12 protein-coding genes are annotated in these 15,309 nt (G+C 48.7%); 5 read left to right on the top strand and 7 right to left on the bottom strand.

Translation table 11 applies throughout. From position 1 onward, the window contains the following. The first annotated feature begins 91 nt into the window (after nucleotides 1-91). Nucleotides 92-283, top strand: coding sequence for a DUF4278 domain-containing protein (locus QGP82_RS06285; RefSeq protein ID WP_163671264.1), 192 nt, complete (start codon nucleotides 92-94; stop codon nucleotides 281-283). Between the two features lie 277 nt (nucleotides 284-560). Here QGP82_RS06285 and QGP82_RS06280 read toward each other — a convergent pair whose 3' ends face one another. Continuing rightward, complete coding sequence (locus QGP82_RS06280) at nucleotides 561-659, bottom strand: PLDc N-terminal domain-containing protein (RefSeq protein WP_348918298.1); 99 nt, start codon at nucleotides 657-659, stop codon at nucleotides 561-563. Between the two features lie 245 nt (nucleotides 660-904). Between QGP82_RS06280 and QGP82_RS06275 the strand changes: the two genes are divergently transcribed. The 4 genes from QGP82_RS06275 to QGP82_RS06260 are packed head-to-tail and all read left to right on the top strand — an operon-like array spanning nucleotide 905 to nucleotide 6,405. Then, complete coding sequence (locus QGP82_RS06275) at nucleotides 905-2,182, top strand: HlyD family secretion protein (RefSeq protein WP_499057794.1); 1,278 nt, start codon at nucleotides 905-907, stop codon at nucleotides 2,180-2,182. Between the two features lie 42 nt (nucleotides 2,183-2,224). Continuing rightward, nucleotides 2,225-4,177, top strand: coding sequence for an ATP-binding cassette domain-containing protein (locus QGP82_RS06270; RefSeq protein ID WP_499057792.1), 1,953 nt, complete (start codon nucleotides 2,225-2,227; stop codon nucleotides 4,175-4,177). Further along, nucleotides 4,174-5,274 carry an ABC transporter permease gene (locus QGP82_RS06265; RefSeq protein WP_499057790.1) on the top strand — a complete coding sequence of 367 codons (1,101 nt, stop codon included), beginning with the start codon at nucleotides 4,174-4,176 and terminating at the stop codon, nucleotides 5,272-5,274. The genes QGP82_RS06270 and QGP82_RS06265 overlap by 4 nt, the downstream gene beginning before the upstream one ends. Before the next feature lie 3 nt (nucleotides 5,275-5,277). Further along, a complete protein-coding gene (locus tag QGP82_RS06260; protein ID WP_499057788.1) occupies nucleotides 5,278-6,405 on the top strand; it encodes an ABC transporter permease in 1,128 nt (375 codons plus the stop codon). Nucleotides 6,406-6,642: 237 nt separating this feature from the next. Here the strand turns inward: QGP82_RS06260 and QGP82_RS06255 are convergent, their stop codons facing one another. The 6 genes from QGP82_RS06255 to QGP82_RS06230 form a co-directional block, all read right to left on the bottom strand. Beyond that, nucleotides 6,643-8,112 (bottom strand): glycosyltransferase family protein, encoded by a 1,470-nt coding sequence (locus QGP82_RS06255; RefSeq protein ID WP_499057786.1) that lies wholly within the window; start codon nucleotides 8,110-8,112, stop codon nucleotides 6,643-6,645. A 236-nt stretch (nucleotides 8,113-8,348) separates the two neighbouring features. Continuing rightward, nucleotides 8,349-10,196, bottom strand: coding sequence for a DCC1-like thiol-disulfide oxidoreductase family protein (locus QGP82_RS06250; protein ID WP_499057784.1), 1,848 nt, complete (start codon nucleotides 10,194-10,196; stop codon nucleotides 8,349-8,351). Between the two features lie 106 nt (nucleotides 10,197-10,302). After that, nucleotides 10,303-11,565: a hypothetical protein gene (locus QGP82_RS06245; RefSeq protein ID WP_499057782.1), complete on the bottom strand. Its 1,263-nt coding sequence runs from the start codon at nucleotides 11,563-11,565 to the stop codon at nucleotides 10,303-10,305. Between the two features lie 34 nt (nucleotides 11,566-11,599). Continuing rightward, the gene (locus QGP82_RS06240; RefSeq protein WP_499057780.1) at nucleotides 11,600-13,060 is read right to left on the bottom strand and encodes an MBOAT family O-acyltransferase; all 1,461 of its coding nucleotides are present in this window, start codon (nucleotides 13,058-13,060) and stop codon (nucleotides 11,600-11,602) included. A gap of 27 nt (nucleotides 13,061-13,087) precedes the next feature. Further along, nucleotides 13,088-13,387, bottom strand: a complete 300-nt coding sequence (locus QGP82_RS06235) for an acyl carrier protein (protein ID WP_499057778.1) — start codon at nucleotides 13,385-13,387, stop codon at nucleotides 13,088-13,090. A gap of 94 nt (nucleotides 13,388-13,481) precedes the next feature. After that, nucleotides 13,482-15,296, bottom strand: coding sequence for an acyl-CoA dehydrogenase family protein (locus tag QGP82_RS06230; protein WP_499057776.1), 1,815 nt, complete (start codon nucleotides 15,294-15,296; stop codon nucleotides 13,482-13,484). Between the last annotated feature and the right edge of the window lie 13 nt (nucleotides 15,297-15,309).

Below are 15,309 nucleotides of genomic sequence, written 5' to 3'. Positions count from 1 at the left end.
TAGCACAGGCTTCATAAGATTCTCAAATTCTTTATCTAACATCAAAGTGGGATGAGGGTATCCCACTTTCTAACAATTTCAGGGGGACATTATGAAACTCAAGTATCGCGGCGTTAGCTATGACTATAAGGCTCCTAAGGTCGCAATTGCCGACAGTGAAGAAGTCGGTAAATATCGAGGTGTTACGTTCCACTTCCACAAATTGGTTAAAGCACTGTCTTCACCAGTTTTTGACCTGAAGTATCGTGGAGTTTCATATCATACTGGTGGTTCAGGTGCCTAATTTGGCTTTGAAGCTCTAATGCCGAAATGTTGGCTAAGCAAAGGTACCTTTGCTTCTCAACACTAGAAGAAGGCTCAGGAAACTGATCATTTCTTTTTAGAAACTATCTGAGGCAATTCACTCTCAGAGTAGATATAGGGGGCTGGCTGTTTAAACCGGTTGTTTTTTCTGTTTTTTCTTACCTTGCTCCCTATCTACTGGCATTGAATTTTAATGTCGACTCCTTGGGAGGTCTTTGGTTCATGACTACACCATCCCGAAAGTTTTCTCTTAGACTTTACTGTGCTAACTCCCGGCGACGCTGTGGTCGTCTCACAAAGACATAGATCAGTGCACCAACAAAATTCAAGAATAGGATAATAATAGTCCAAACAATTTTAGTGTTGCCCTCACTTGCTTCTTAAGTAGCACAGTCAATCAATACCCATAGCAAAAATAGAGCAGCAACAACTTTGAGGAAATCATAGAGAAACTCCCTAGAACGGGGCATGAAAATTGCTTAGCGATGCTTAGTGGGGTACTCATAATTTCCTCATATCCATTTTCTAAGTTCAAGATAGAGCAGGTTTTAACTGCTGTAAAAGTCAAATCCTCTCGCCCCTTTAATGAGGAGATCTGTTCATGCATTTGCCAGGTTCACGGCTGAATCTCAACCAATTAGTTGCTCGGTTTAAGCCCCATTCCACTACCTCTGACGTATCGAAAAGTAAACATAAAAACAGGCTGCGTGTCTTGCTTCCGTTAGGTTTTTTGGTGGTGGGTGGTGGTCTCTCCGTGACCTACTTCTTATCACGTTCCCCCACAGATACGCTGCAGTTGAGTGGCCGCATTGAGGGCTACGAGACAGACGTGGGTGCAAAAGTATCAGGACGAGTGGAGTTTGTAGCTGTCAGAGAAGGCGACCAGGTCAATGATGGTCAAGTGATCGTTCGGCTTGATGATGATGAAGTGCAGGCTCAATTAGACGAGGCTAAAGCACAGCTGGCCTCTGCCCAACAGCGAGAACGACAGGCGCGATTGCAGATTGAGGTACTGCAAAGCCAAATTCGGCGAGCCCAGGTGAGTCTGGAACAATCCCAGGGGGATACAGTGGGTCAGGTTAGCCAGGCCGAGGCTAATCTTGCTACGGCTCAGGCGCAGCGAGCAGAAGCAGAGGCACAGCTGATTGCGGCTACATCAGACTTGGATCTGGCCAGGGTGGAACGCGATCGCTACATCAAGCTTGCCCAAGTCGGTGCCGCGACCCAGGAGCGTGCGGACCAGGCCCAAACGACGTTTGAAACTACCCAAGCCCGGTTGGGTGTACGTGAAGCCGCCATTGTCGCCGCTCAGAGACAGGTTGATGCCGCAGCAGGGGGATTGACCCAGGCCCAAACCACCCGGCTCAATCCAGATCTTCGCACGGCTGAGTTAGACGTTTTGCAAAAACAGTTGATTCAGGTACAATCCCAGGCGGTTGCTGCACAGGATAATGTGACCAGGGCTGAAGCCGTTCAGCGAGAAATTGAAGCTCGCATGGGCTATCTCACCATTGCTAGTCCCCTCGCTGGAGTTGTTACCGCTCGCAGCGCTGAACCGGGAGAAGTGGTGACGACCGGCAGTACGCTGCTTTCTTTAATTGATCTAGACACTGTTTATCTGCGTGGTTTTATTCCTGAAGGAGAGATTGGCAAAGTACGAGTAGGACAAGCGGCCAGCGTCTTTCTAGATTCAGCACCCGAGAATCCCCTCAGTGCCCGAGTTATTGCCATTGATACCCAGGCTTCCTTTACGCCTGAAAATATCTACTTCCGAGAAGACCGGGTGCAACAGGTGTTTGGTGTCAGACTCAGCATTGATAATCCTGATGGATTTGCAAAGCCTGGCATGCCTGCCGATGGTGAAATTTATTTCGAATGATGATGCCGATTTTGTCTTAATCATGGGTGAACAAATCAAATCATGCATTCAACAACTCGTCAGATTGAGCAGCCAGAGACCGCACTCGAAACCCCTGCTATCCAGGTAGATGAACTCTATAAGCGTTACGGCAAACTAACCGCTGTAAACGAGGTGACGTTTACGGTGCGGCGGGGCGAAATCTTTGGCCTCATTGGTCCTGATGGTGCTGGCAAGACCACCCTGTTCCAAATCTTGGCAGGTGTGATGGAGGCAACCTCGGGAAATGTGATCATTCTGGAGCGTGCGCCTCGGGATGCTCGCTTGCAAACGGGCTATCTCACCCAACACTTTTCGCTCTATCTGGATCTCAGCCTGAATGAGAATATGCGGTATGTAGCTGGTCTCCATGAAGTGCCCCCCCAGCGTTTTGAACAGCGGCGCAACCAATATCTCAGGCTGATGAATCTGGAGCCGTTCTCAGATCGTTTGGCTGGTCAACTGTCTGGTGGCATGAAACAGAAGTTGGCCCTGTGCTGTGCCCTGATTGCTCAACCTCAGATATTACTTCTGGATGAGCCGACAACGGGTGTAGATCCTGTTTCCAGGCGTGAGTTTTGGGATGTGCTGGCCACCCTCTCCCACCAGGGCGTCACCATTGTGGTGGCCACACCCTATATGGATGAGGCTGAGCGCTGCCATCGTGTTGCCCTGATGTATGATGGCCAGATTCAGCAAATGGGAACACCGGCTCAGCTGCGGGATAATCTGGGGCTCCAACGCTTAGAGGTGCGCGCTAGCAACCTCAAAACCGCTGAACAGGGGTTACTCGCTCAACCGTCTACTCCGATTGTGGATGTACAAACCTTTGGTGATCGCCTGGATGTACTGGTTGACGATGCAGAGACTGGTGAAACCCAGATTCGTGCTCTCCTGGGGCAACATCAGCTCACAATCAACACGATTCGTCCAGCAGCGCCTACTTTGGAAAATGTCTTTGTCAACCAGCTGCGCCAACAGGGGTCGGACCCTGCTTTTGTGCCATTGCCTCGGCTGCGGCCATTGCCAGCCCACAGCAGCGATGATATTGCCATTGGTGCCCGTGACCTCAGTAAGACATTTGGCAATTTTCAGGCGGTTAAAGCGGTCAACCTGGACATCCGCTATGGTGAAATTTATGGATTGTTGGGGGCTAATGGTGCTGGCAAAACCACCACCATTAAGATGCTGTGTGGGTTGTTGGGCATTACCCAAGGTGAAGTCACACTAGCCGGCCAAACCCGCAATTTGCGTAGCAGTGCTCTACGTCAGCGGATGGGCTACATGAGCCAGAAGTTTACCCTTTATGATGACTTATCTATTCAACAGAATTTGGAATTTTACTGTGGGGTTTATGGTGTCCCCCGTCGTCAGCGCTCTGCCAAAATCAATTGGGTTTTAGACATTTGTGGATTGACGGGCAAAGCAGACCTGATGACGGGGCAACTGCCAGGTGGGTGGAAACAGCGGGTGGCCTTTGGGGCATCAGTGATGCACGAACCTGAAATTTTGTTTTTAGACGAGCCCACATCCGGTGTGGATCCCTTGGCTCGTCGTCAGTTCTGGCGATTAATTGAAGACTTAACCCATCAGGGCACAGCAGTGCTGGTAACCACCCACTATCTAGAAGAAGCTGAACATTGCAATCGCATGGCATTTATGGCATCTGGGGAGATTGTTGCCCATGGGTCCCCGAGTCAAATTAAGGCCAGCCAGCCGGGACAGCTATTTGAAGTGCAGATTCCCCAGCCTCAGGTTGTCTCCGACTTACTCAAACAGTATTTTGAGGATTGGCGAGTATCCCTATTTGGCGATCGTCTCCACATTGTTCTGGATCAGCCGGATATAGACGTGCCTCGTCTCCGCTCATTACTGAGCACAGCAGAATTCGACATTCAATCTATCCAGGCTGTGCCATTCTCCCTGGAAGATGCCTTTATTGGCATTATCCAGCGAGCCCAGGGGGGACAGCCATGAAGCGCATCTGGTCTCAGTGCATCAAAGAATTGGCTCAATTTCGTCGCGATCTCTTGACGTTTGCCCTGGCCTTTATCCTGCCGTTGGGGATGCTACTGATTTTTGGCTATGCCATCCGACTGGAGACAAAAAATATTCCCCTGGCGATCCAGGACTTTAACATGACTCCCCTCAGTCGTAGCTATGTAGAACGACTCTTTGCCACTAATCAGTTTCAGCCTGTCCCAGGGTCGGGAGAGCCCATTGAGATCATTGATCAAGGACGCGCTAAAGCGGCAGTGATTATTCCACCAGATTTTTCCCGTCGCATCAAAGACCAGAAATCCAGCCCTATCCAGGTGCTGGTGGACGGTACCGATGTGAACAATGCCCGCGTGATTCGCAACAGCATACGGGCAACGACTAACTTCTTTGTGCAGGATCAAGGACTTCAATCTAGAACAGTTAAGGTGGTTGCCCGCATTCGCCTCTGGTTCAATCCGGGTCGCAAGGAATCTCTCTTCATCGTGCCGGGGCTTTATGCCGTTATCTTGGCCATCTTTCCGGCCTTGCTGGCAACTCTCGCCATGGTGCGTGAGAAGGAACAAGGCACGATTGTGCAGGTTTATGCCTCTAACTTAAGTGCAACTGAACTGCTGCTGGGTAAAGGGCTAGCCTACTTCATTGTGGCCATGGGTGAAGCCCTTTGCATCATGGGTTTGGGCTCGCTTCTGTTTAGGATTGGGTTGGCGGGTAATCCCCTACCATTGATGCTAGGAACCTGTTTATTTGCAACGGTCAGTGTTCTTTATGGTCTTTTGATCGGCGTCCGCTCTAGTAATCGCATTGCGGCGGTGCAGGGGGTGGCATTTACTGGTTTTCTAGCCTCTTTTTTGTTTTCGGGCTTTATCTACCCGTTGAGTAATATTCCGTTTCCCATTTCACTCATTTCTAACATTGTGCCAGCTCGCTATTACATTGATGTGACTCGCGATGCCTTTGTCAGGGGGACCGGGTGGGGAGGCATTTGGGTCGCCCTGGTGGCCATTGCGCTGCTGGCATTGTTATTTTTTGCAGCCGCCTGGCGTGGTCTGCGTCGGATGCAGTTACCGGACTGATTGATGTTTAAGTTGTTCCAGCGTTTACTAAACAGTCGCTTCTGGGCCTTAGCCATAAAGGAGGTTCAGCAGATCTTGCGAGATAAGAAGCTACTGTTTATGTTAGTTTTTCCACCGACGGTGCAACTGTTGCTCTATGGCTTGATCTTAAACCCAGATGTGCAATATTTGAAATTAGGAATTGTGGATCAGGTTAATGTTGGGGCCAGCCGTGAACTGGTGGCCGCCTTGACCGAGAATGATGTGTTTGTTGTTGATCGCTATAGCGCCAGTCAACAGAGCCTGGGGAAACAGGTGCGACGAGGAGACATCACCTTGGGGGTAGTCTTTCCGCCTGACTTTAATCGCAATTTGTCCCAGGATAAATCGGCTGAGATTCAGGTGATGGTGGATGGTGTGGACGCCAATACGGCGGGAATTGCCAGTGGCTACTTTACCCAGATTGTCCAGCAATATAATCGTCAATTGAATGATATTGAAATCCCCAGTGTTGTTGAACCACAGATTACCTTCCTGTACAATCCTGGACTCATCAGTAGCTGGTTTTTTGTACCTGCCATGATGGGCGTCGTCCTGACGTTAATTGGATCCATCGTCTCCTCGTCTGCCCTGATTCGGGAAAAAGATACGGGCACCCTGGAGCAGCTCTTGATGACTCCAGCGTCAGCCGGGGAGATTTTGCTGGCAAAAGTGGTGCCGTTATTTGTGCTGTTGTTGGGGGATGCACTGTTGGCGCTAAGTGTTGCCAATATCATTTTTAACGTGCCGTTGCGGGGCAGCTTGTTGCTCTTTTTAGTGATGTCGGGGTTGTATGTCTTTGTCGGGATTGGCATTGGTATGATGCTGGCCACACTCTGTCGCAATCAACAGCAGGTAATATTGACCTCGTTTTTTATCAATATGCCGTTGATCCAACTGTCGGGTGCGATCGCACCCATCGAAAGCATGCCTGCGGTTTTCCGTTATTTGTCATTGCTGAATCCCCTGCGTCACTATGTAGCAATTTTACGGGCTGTATTGTTGCGGGGTGTAGGTTTGGAGGTGATCTGGCCCCATGCGATCGCTCTATTGGTGTTTGCAGCAGTTTTAGTTACCATTAGCACCAATCAATTTCGACATCAGGTGAGCTAGCCGCCTTAAGGCTCCCGCGCTTAAATAATTCCCCCGTTACCCCATCACCCATCCACCCATCGACTCATCCACATTGGATAGTGGGCAAACTTACGCCACAGAATACTAGGGCAATATCTCCAGGGTCAGCAAGAGTTTTAGAAAATTCTAATCTAAACGATAGACATATGCTGTATCCGTTTCTAAAAAAAGCTTGTGTGGTTTTTCCATGGCTTCATTTTCAACAACTTTATCAGCTTAAATCTCATACAGCCATCCAGAATAAAATGTGAGGCCAATAGCTGTCGCGAGGGCTAGTAGCCAAAGTACAAAAACGATGGACGATAGCTTGCTTAAGGCAACGTTATTATCATCTGCCGCTTGGTGGCTTAAAACAAAGGGCGACATAAAGATATGATCTAAATTGTCTACATATTGCCTCTTTTCAGGATTTTGCCCAATACATCCCTTGTAGATGGAATCATCTACAAGACAAGCAATATTTGCAACTCGCTGCATCAACCGGAAATCAAAGCGCGTTCCAGGAAAACCAACTTTTTTTTGATATATTTCCAAGTTGGGTTGCATGAGCACAGAAGCAAACTGGGTCATAATAGCAATTACAAGCACACCCTGAATTAAGTATCTTTTCAATTGCCTGGATGATAAAAGCAGTTGTACAAGCAGAGCCAACAGGGGTATTAACAACAAATGAACAGAGGTAACATGAAATCTGGCACCCCAGGCTGTACCCCCCGTCCACACCAGTTTACTGGTCAGCAATATATGTAACGCTAGATTTAGCAGCCCAGTTAATAGGTACAGCTGGACATAGGGAGAAATCTTTTTCCAGATGACAATGGTCAGTATCAGACAGGGTAAAAATAGTGGATCGTATATAAAAATACTTCTCGCTGGCGAGAACAATGTATCCAGAATGCCGATCCAAGGTGGATTGACAAAGGGATAATTTGCAGGAAGTTGCGGTAAGCCAGACCACATGGGATCTGTTCCAAGCTGCTTTAAGATTTCACTGTTTGACGTTGCCCATACACTGCCATATCTCAGATAATCAACAAAGCGGCCTAGCAGAGTAAATGGAACCAGCCCTAAGATCCAAACCGCTGAAAATCTAAACAGGTTGGATAGGTATCGCTTTTGATAGAGAACGCAGCCACTTAAAAACAAAAAGACCGTCAAAGCGTGGAAAATGCTGGTTGTGCGAATGAGCATGGCGAGCCCCAAGCATAAGCCACTTAAAAATACATAGGAGAGTTTATTAAAACGTACACCCGCTAGGGCAGATGCATATCCAATGGTCACAAACAACAGGATCTGATTATTTTGCTGGGGAATTTGAGCATAGTGAAGCACCGTCGAACTTAGTAACCAGCCAATGCTCGACAAAGCTGCTACATGCTGCTTAAACTGAAATAACCTGAGTAGCCAAAAGCAAGCGATAATAGCCGCTACATTCAAAGGTATAAACACTAAAAATTGAACGGCTAAATTTCGAAATACAGTTTCTCCAATGGAGGGGAATAAACGTCCTAACTGTGTCCCGACCCAGTCACCAGGCAACATCAGCAGAGACTGCCCAACATCATAGGCAATATACCGTTTGTTATCTCTGCCTTGAACGCCAAATCGGATGTCTCCCCGTCGTTTAGGCTGCGTTTCGGAAGACACAAGCACTTCTTCCTGTCCTTTCCACCAGGAATGGGTCATTTGCAGCCTTAACGTAGTATCTAGGCCAATGTATGTGCCGGGATTTATGACAGCAAGCCATAAAAATGTAATTAAAATAAGCTTGGTGAGTAACTTCATGTCAGACAATAACCTGTAGCGTTTTTGGCCTATTCAGATATTGGACAGAGGCGGGCAATCCTATCTTTAAAGTGCTGCCATTTTATACAAACAACAGTTCTTACTCATTGAGGGTGAATATCAGTATCTTTGTGCACTCAATTAGGGATACAAGACTGGCTCCAGGGTTGGCTCTCTTCGGTAGTTTGTATTTCACCCTGAGAAACAGTTCTTTCCTTTGTAAAAGATACTTCAAAGTGTTTGAGGCGCTGATTGTTTGAGTTTTTATGGTTCCAGCTGTGGCAAACATACTTTCCATAGTAGGGATAGAGTTGTTGGCCTAGGGCACGGTTGAGATTAATAAAATAGGTGCGCCACTGCAGATTTTTGTAGATTGCCTGTCGTTGAGCCAGGGTGGGTTTATCTGCAGATATAGGCTGATGGGGCTGCAGTAAGTTCACGGTATGACCATCTGCCAAAGTACCTTCCACAACATACCAACCATCATCACGGGGAGGAGCGGGTGAAAAGATACTCCAGGACTGATCTAGTCGCGCCGCTTGCATTGGAATGTGCAGCCGATTGGCGGTACGGCTATTGGTCACACGCCTGAGAGTACGAATTACTGGATGGGGATTATCAACAAAGGCATGGTGATGGGTAATGCTGCGGAAGTTCCAGATAGAGGTGAGGATTAACAGGATTGCCGCCAGGCTGTTGCCAAACCACGAAGCACTGACAGAAAAAGCATAAAATTTGAAGGGACGTGTGACTAAACCAGCCCTACGGCGGTTGTTGGCGATCGCATCATAAAACCGAGTACCCACTTTCATCATGGGTGACCAACGCAGCACCGGGGCTAAAAACCAGAAGACAGGCGATACGCTACACACATAGGCGATCGCTTCAAACTTATAGTGATGCTTGCCTTGCCAATCAACGACTACCCAAGAATTATGGCGCTCCATGGCCGCAAAGATATCAGGATCGCTCTGCGTAGTACGGAGAAGAGTATCTGGCAAGAGTAAAAACGTGCGGATCAGGTGCACGACTTTTTTACAGAAGCCACAGTCGGCGTCATAGTGAATCACCAGGCCATGGTGCTCCCGACCATAACAGCGCTTGGCCCACCGTTCCCAGGTAGAGGTGGGAATAAACACAAGCCAGGTAACAATACTCAGAGCTGGAAAAATGCCGAGGTTAAGGGTAAGACCAAAGCCCAGGTGCAGCAAAATAAAGGTGACGATGGCGATATTGCGAAACAGAGCGGTACGGATAGGCACAAATATAAACAGCGGACCGATCCACTCCAACACCAGGGTAAAAAAGGTCAATATGGGGAGCAAAGCACCCAGATTTAAGAGCCATGCTCCTAGGGGGGTGACATATTGGTCAAAGCTTAAGGCATAATAGACTGCACTGCCTTCAGGCCACCAGGTGGAACTGGTTGTTTTGAAGAAGGCGGAGAACATATATATGTAACACTGCTGAACCATAAGAGCGACGCTAGCAGCCCCAAAGAAACGTTTTGGTAGGCTTTGGGCAGCGGTATTGAGAGCACTGTCAATGGAATACTTGGCCCCCAGTGGGAGAAACATCGCCCAAAACATGATCGCCCGCAGAACATCATCAGCCGCGAAGATCAGGGCTGGATTGCGATTATGGAGAGAGACAATCAGTGCCCAGGAGGCAATGGTCGCTAAACGCGTTTTGTACCCCACCAACAGAGCCAGGGCCAAGATCACCGCCACCAGAAATATTAGGGCCTGTACCCAGGCTTGACCACTGATCAGGTGAAGCGACCAGTACCCATCGGGTAAGATTTCGGCGGCGGCCTGCCTGGGTAACACTCCCGCATCGGTATAGTGGGCAACTAAATCACCTAGACGAGTCAACAGAGCCGCCAGGATGACTAAAGCCAGACCAATGCGTAACAATGCCAAAGACCTTAAATCTAGGCCATAGCGCTTTTCTAGAAATCCGGGGTGGGGAACAGTGTCGGCCATGGAACTACAGGGGCAAGGAGGACAAAGAGACTGTTTAAGGAGTAAGCGAGTTTTGAGGTGGATTCATAGGTTCAATTTTGTTGGCTTTATTAGCTAGACCTATGGGTTAGGAATCAGAATTATTTAATGTCCAGCTTTGTGCCCTCATCCTAAATCCTTCTCCCTCAGGGGGAAGAAGGACTTTAAACCTGGCTTCCTCTCTCAAGGCTGCCATGTACACACAAGTATTGGAAACTAGCGTTTGCGGTTGCCTCACCCCCCTTAATCCCCCCTTGGTAAGGGGGAGAACTGGAGTTTCCCCCCTTACCAAGGGGGGATTAAGGGGGGTAATGCAGGATTCTGAACTCTCTGCCGAGATGTGTGTATACCGTAGCTCTCCCCCTTGGGAGAGGGCTGGGGTGAGGGCTATCTGAACATCAGCAAAGTTGAAACTGTTTGATTCCCATTCCTTAGCTAGTAGCGGTTGCAGTTGTTGGGCCAGGGTTTGCGATCGCAACCTGCGCGCCTCAGGCATCAGATGATAATGGGTATCCGCGAACAGAGTAGAGTCAGACTGAATATTGAAAGTCTCAGGGTCGTATATCAAAGGAGCAATTTCCGATAATGCTGTCGCTGTGGCCTCAACATTTTTCTGTGTTTCTAAATCGTCGGCATCAGCATAGACCCAGGGTAGTGCCAACAACAACGTAGCTCCTTTGGCCTCCACCTCCTGACGAAACTCAGCAATACGGTCAAGGGCATAGGGTGTGGCAGGCTGTTTGATTTTCATCTGCCACCATTCCCCAGTGCGTACCTTGGTGATGGTTGGATCTCCTTGGTCGGTGAGGGGATCATCGTAGTAACCCGTCACTCTTCCCAAGGTGGCCAAATCTATAGAAGACTTCACCACTGCCCGCAGTGAAGGCACACCCAACATCAGCACATTTTGTGCCAACTGTTTTGGTGGAATATTGCCGGTTAACGGCTGCCCCGTTGCCAGGGCAAAGGCTCCAGAGCGTTCACCTAGACCATTTTCATGGTTTAACAACAGATATTCCGGGATTAACAGAACAGTGTCACCCGGTTCTACCTGGGGTAAAACACTGGGCAAGATCAGGTTCAACCCCACTGGACCATCAATGCCCATATTGATCACCGGTAGCCCCAGATCTGCCTCCAGCACCTCAGCATTGATCGTGTAGTGGGCTCCTGACCCCCCGGTGACAATTAACTTAGGAGATTCAAGAGTTTGCGCCAGGGCGATTTTGCGCTGATACATAGACCGCAGCCAGCTGGTTTCACCACCGCCGTAAACGTTATACAGGCTGCCAGCACCCCAAGCTAAACTTGCGATCGCAGCCCAGCGTAACAACTTGAGTGACTCTTGCATCTGACTGACTCCCTCCTTGTATAGCCGCTGGGCTCTAAAACTCAAAATAAATAAATTCAGATGGAATATTGGCAGCAAAGAGAATCGTTAGCACTAATAAGGCTTTAGAAACCCAGGGCACCAAAAAAAGCTCATATTCTAAAGATCGTTCTTGCCAAACTGCAATATGCTCTACCAGTAAAAAACCTGCAGCTAACAACAAAATCAGCCCCAGCGCCATGGCTTCATTCAGGCTGAACTGACTAAATGCGCTGCCGAGATTCGCTAACGAATACGCCCAGGGTGTGATCAATGTGGTCAACTTAGTGACGAGCCGAGCCGTATTCAACTCCATAAAGAACAAACAGCCCAGCACCACTGAGCCAAAGGTTAATGCCCACGACATAATTTGAGGTCGCTGGACATACTTGTTAACAACTCTCTGAAAGGGTCGACCAGCATAGCGCAGCAGCAATAGGAGAGCACCGTGATAAGCGCCCCAGAGAATAAAGTTCCAAGATGCCCCGTGCCAAAAGCCTGAGAGGGTAAACGTCGCAAATAGAAAAGCAGGAGCCCAGGCTTTTCGAGACCCCATGAGCGGTAAAAACACATAGTCACGAAACCAGGTACTTAGGGAAACATGCCAGCGTCGCCAAAACTCGTTGATGCTCTGAGAGGTATAGGGGGCTAGAAAATTTACAGTTAGACGCACCCCCAACACCCGGGCAATGCCCACGGCCATAAAGCTGTAGCCGGCAAAATCAAAATAAATTCGCAGCGTGAACAAAAAGGCATAAAACCAAACCAGCCAAGCATTCCCCGCCTCTTGCAGATCAATGTAGGGTGCAATGTTATCGGCGAGGACAAATTTCATAAACAAGCCCAGGGACAACCACCGCAGCCCCCAGTCCCAGTTATCGGCTGTGAACTTAAATCTAAAACTAGAAATTTGCGGTAATAGGGCCGACCGTCGCTCAATTGGACCCGCCACAATTTGAGGGAAAAAGGCAACAAAGTTCACATAGTCCATGAACTCAATCGGCTTTTTACGGCGGGCCTTGAGGGAATCCACCACAAACGCCACCATCTGAAAGGTGTAAAATGAAACCCCAGGTGGAATTCCTCCAAAGACCGGCAGTGGAAATTGCGATCGCCAATTGCCCGGCACCACAACCGCCAATCCTAAAATATCCTCAACAAAAAAGGCTAAATACTTAAAATAGACCAGTACACCTATGTCAAAAATAATCAGCAACGTGGCAATGAGTCGTTCCTGTTGGGGTGGGCGGGTGATCATCCACCGTACCATCCAATAGTTAAACAGGATTTGGATCAGAAAGACAACAAAGCTGGTGGCACTGGCATTGAAAAACAGCAGTAGCGATAGAGCCGCAATCCCCACCGTGTCAAAAACGCCACGCCAAAGGTTAAAAACCTGTCCAATCAAGCGCACCGTAAAAAACGGGACACAGAACAGCAGCAAAATCCACCAAAAGGAAAACTCAGAGAAATTCAAAACGGTGTCTCCTTAGTAGCATTTGCCCTACAGATCCTTGGGATCTATCGAGACCTCAAATTCATTGACTAAGTAGGTAGAGGCTTTGGCAATGGTGGGATAGTCCCAAAACAATGTAGACGGTAGCTCCAGGTCAAGCCAGTCCTCTAAATCGGCAACTAGGGTCACAGCATCAATGGAATCTAACCCATAGCGAGTCAGAGGTTGGGTGACGTCTACCGTCGTTGGCTCTAAGGAAAGCACATCAGCTAGCTGTTGAACCAGCCAGGTCTGGATAGCTTCAATCGGTGAGGTAGTCGTTGGGGTTTGAGTAGTAGAAGATGTCATAGGTTTTAGTGAATGTAAGATGCAAAGCTGTTAACGAGAGCGAACTAAACGGCAACAGCTTTAACTAGTCTGAACATAAGACAACCTTTCAGATCTAAACCTGCAAAATTGGAGCAGGGGATTTGATCGGAGCAGAAGCGTTAACAGAATTTGTCCTAGAGGCCAATTGGAATGGCACAATTGAAAACATTTTGTCAGCCCCATGGAGCCGTAACAGTTTCTCCGCTACGGTTTCGTAGTAAGCCAATGGTATGGCTGGCTGCTCAGGGGTGAGCTGGGCTAACAATCGATCTGCGCACAGCACCAGCCATTTCCCTTGAGCAAAGAAATCTCCCAGCTGGCTGCGATTGTGCAGCCACATGTGCAGGCACGCCGTTGCAGCGTGAATATAACAGTATCGCTTGGCCTCTTCAAAGGCTTCAAAGGACTGATCGTGACCATGTTCAAAAGCACCATCAGCAATGGCTTCATCCTGTTCATCTAAGACTTGCAGAAATTGTTGGTACTGCTGCTTGAGACAGTCCAGGACATTTTCATCTATATCTAGGGGGTTGCCGAGGGCCTCCAGGGTAGCTAGGGCGGATTCTAATCCCTGGGGCACATCATCGGTGCCCCGAGCGATCAGATCGAGCTGGCTGGGATCGAAGGTAGGGAGCTCTGTCGTTAGATTAAAGCTGTTGCGTAAACGTGCTTGGAGAGCGACTAAATCCTTGGATTTACGCCGACTGCGAGCTTTGGCTAGCTGCCGTCGTTGCAGGATTAAGGCATGGAGATTAACGACTGAGCTGCCATCAAACACACTGATTATGGAACTATCGCGCAACATTTTTTGGAAAACACCATAGTCGTGCTCATCGCGCATATAGAACCTTGCACCCAGGACAACTGAAATATCCTGTTGCATTTTTTCTAGGGTGACGGGCACAAAATACTTGTCCACCGCCGACCAGACGCTAAACTGCCGGGGAGCAACGTGAAATCCTCGCGCCGCCGCAATATTGACACAGTCACAGGCCAGGATATCAAGGAATCCATTCACCAACACACGGCGGGGGTGAGGCATATCCCAGACGGTCTTACCGTAGAGCTGACGATTCAGGGCAAAATTGAGGGTGGTGCGCAGACAAGTATCAGCAGAACCCTGGGAAAATGCTGCACACAAGGCCCGAGTAATCTGAAATCCTTTTAGGGCTAGCTCTAATCCTTGCCCCTCTTTTCCTAAAAGCATTTCATCAGGGACAAAACAGTCTTCAAAATAAATACCGCTCATGTCGGCTCCACGAATACCGTGGGTTTTGATTTTAGGGTTGTTGCCAAAACTGGTGGGATCAAGTGCCCGTTTGTCTAGCATAAACAGGGACAGCCCTCGATTACCTCCGGCTTTGTCAGTGCGGGCCAGCACAAAGGTGATTTCCGATCGAGTTGCCCGGTTAATGGGCCATTTCTCACCCGTGAGGCGATAGCCGCCAGGCACTTTTTCTCCCACTAAACTGCCACCGACTAGATCACTGCCGTGCTCCCGTTCAGAATAGGCCAGGCACATGGTGCCGTAATCATCTTGCATAAACCGAGCCAGCTGTTGTTTTTGTGTTTCCGTACCTGCCATCCAGGTGAGGAAAGACCAAAACATGGTGGTAAATGCGATCGCAGTATTCAGATCGCGACGAGAGAGCACCCGCACAAATGCAACAAATTCCTCAAAAGAGGTAAATTTGCCACCGCAGTCAGTGGGAATGTAATAGTGTTGTAATCCCCAGTCATAGAGCCCCTTAATTTCAGCCTCAGGGAAGACCTCTTGTTCATCAAGGGTGGCCATGTGCTGAAAAGAGAGAGGGTTCTCTGGAATAAAGGGGTTGCCTAGGGAGCGCTCCAGGGCTTCCGCCACCCAGTATTGCTTAAGAGATTTCATAGAACTGTCGCTA

Source organism: Leptothoe sp. LEGE 181152 (genome assembly GCF_032906605.1).
Taxonomy (GTDB): domain Bacteria; phylum Cyanobacteriota; class Cyanobacteriia; order Phormidesmidales; family Phormidesmidaceae; genus Leptothoe; species Leptothoe turfae.
Note: the sequence above shows the minus strand (reverse complement) of the source record. Positions and strands in the feature narration are given on the sequence as shown.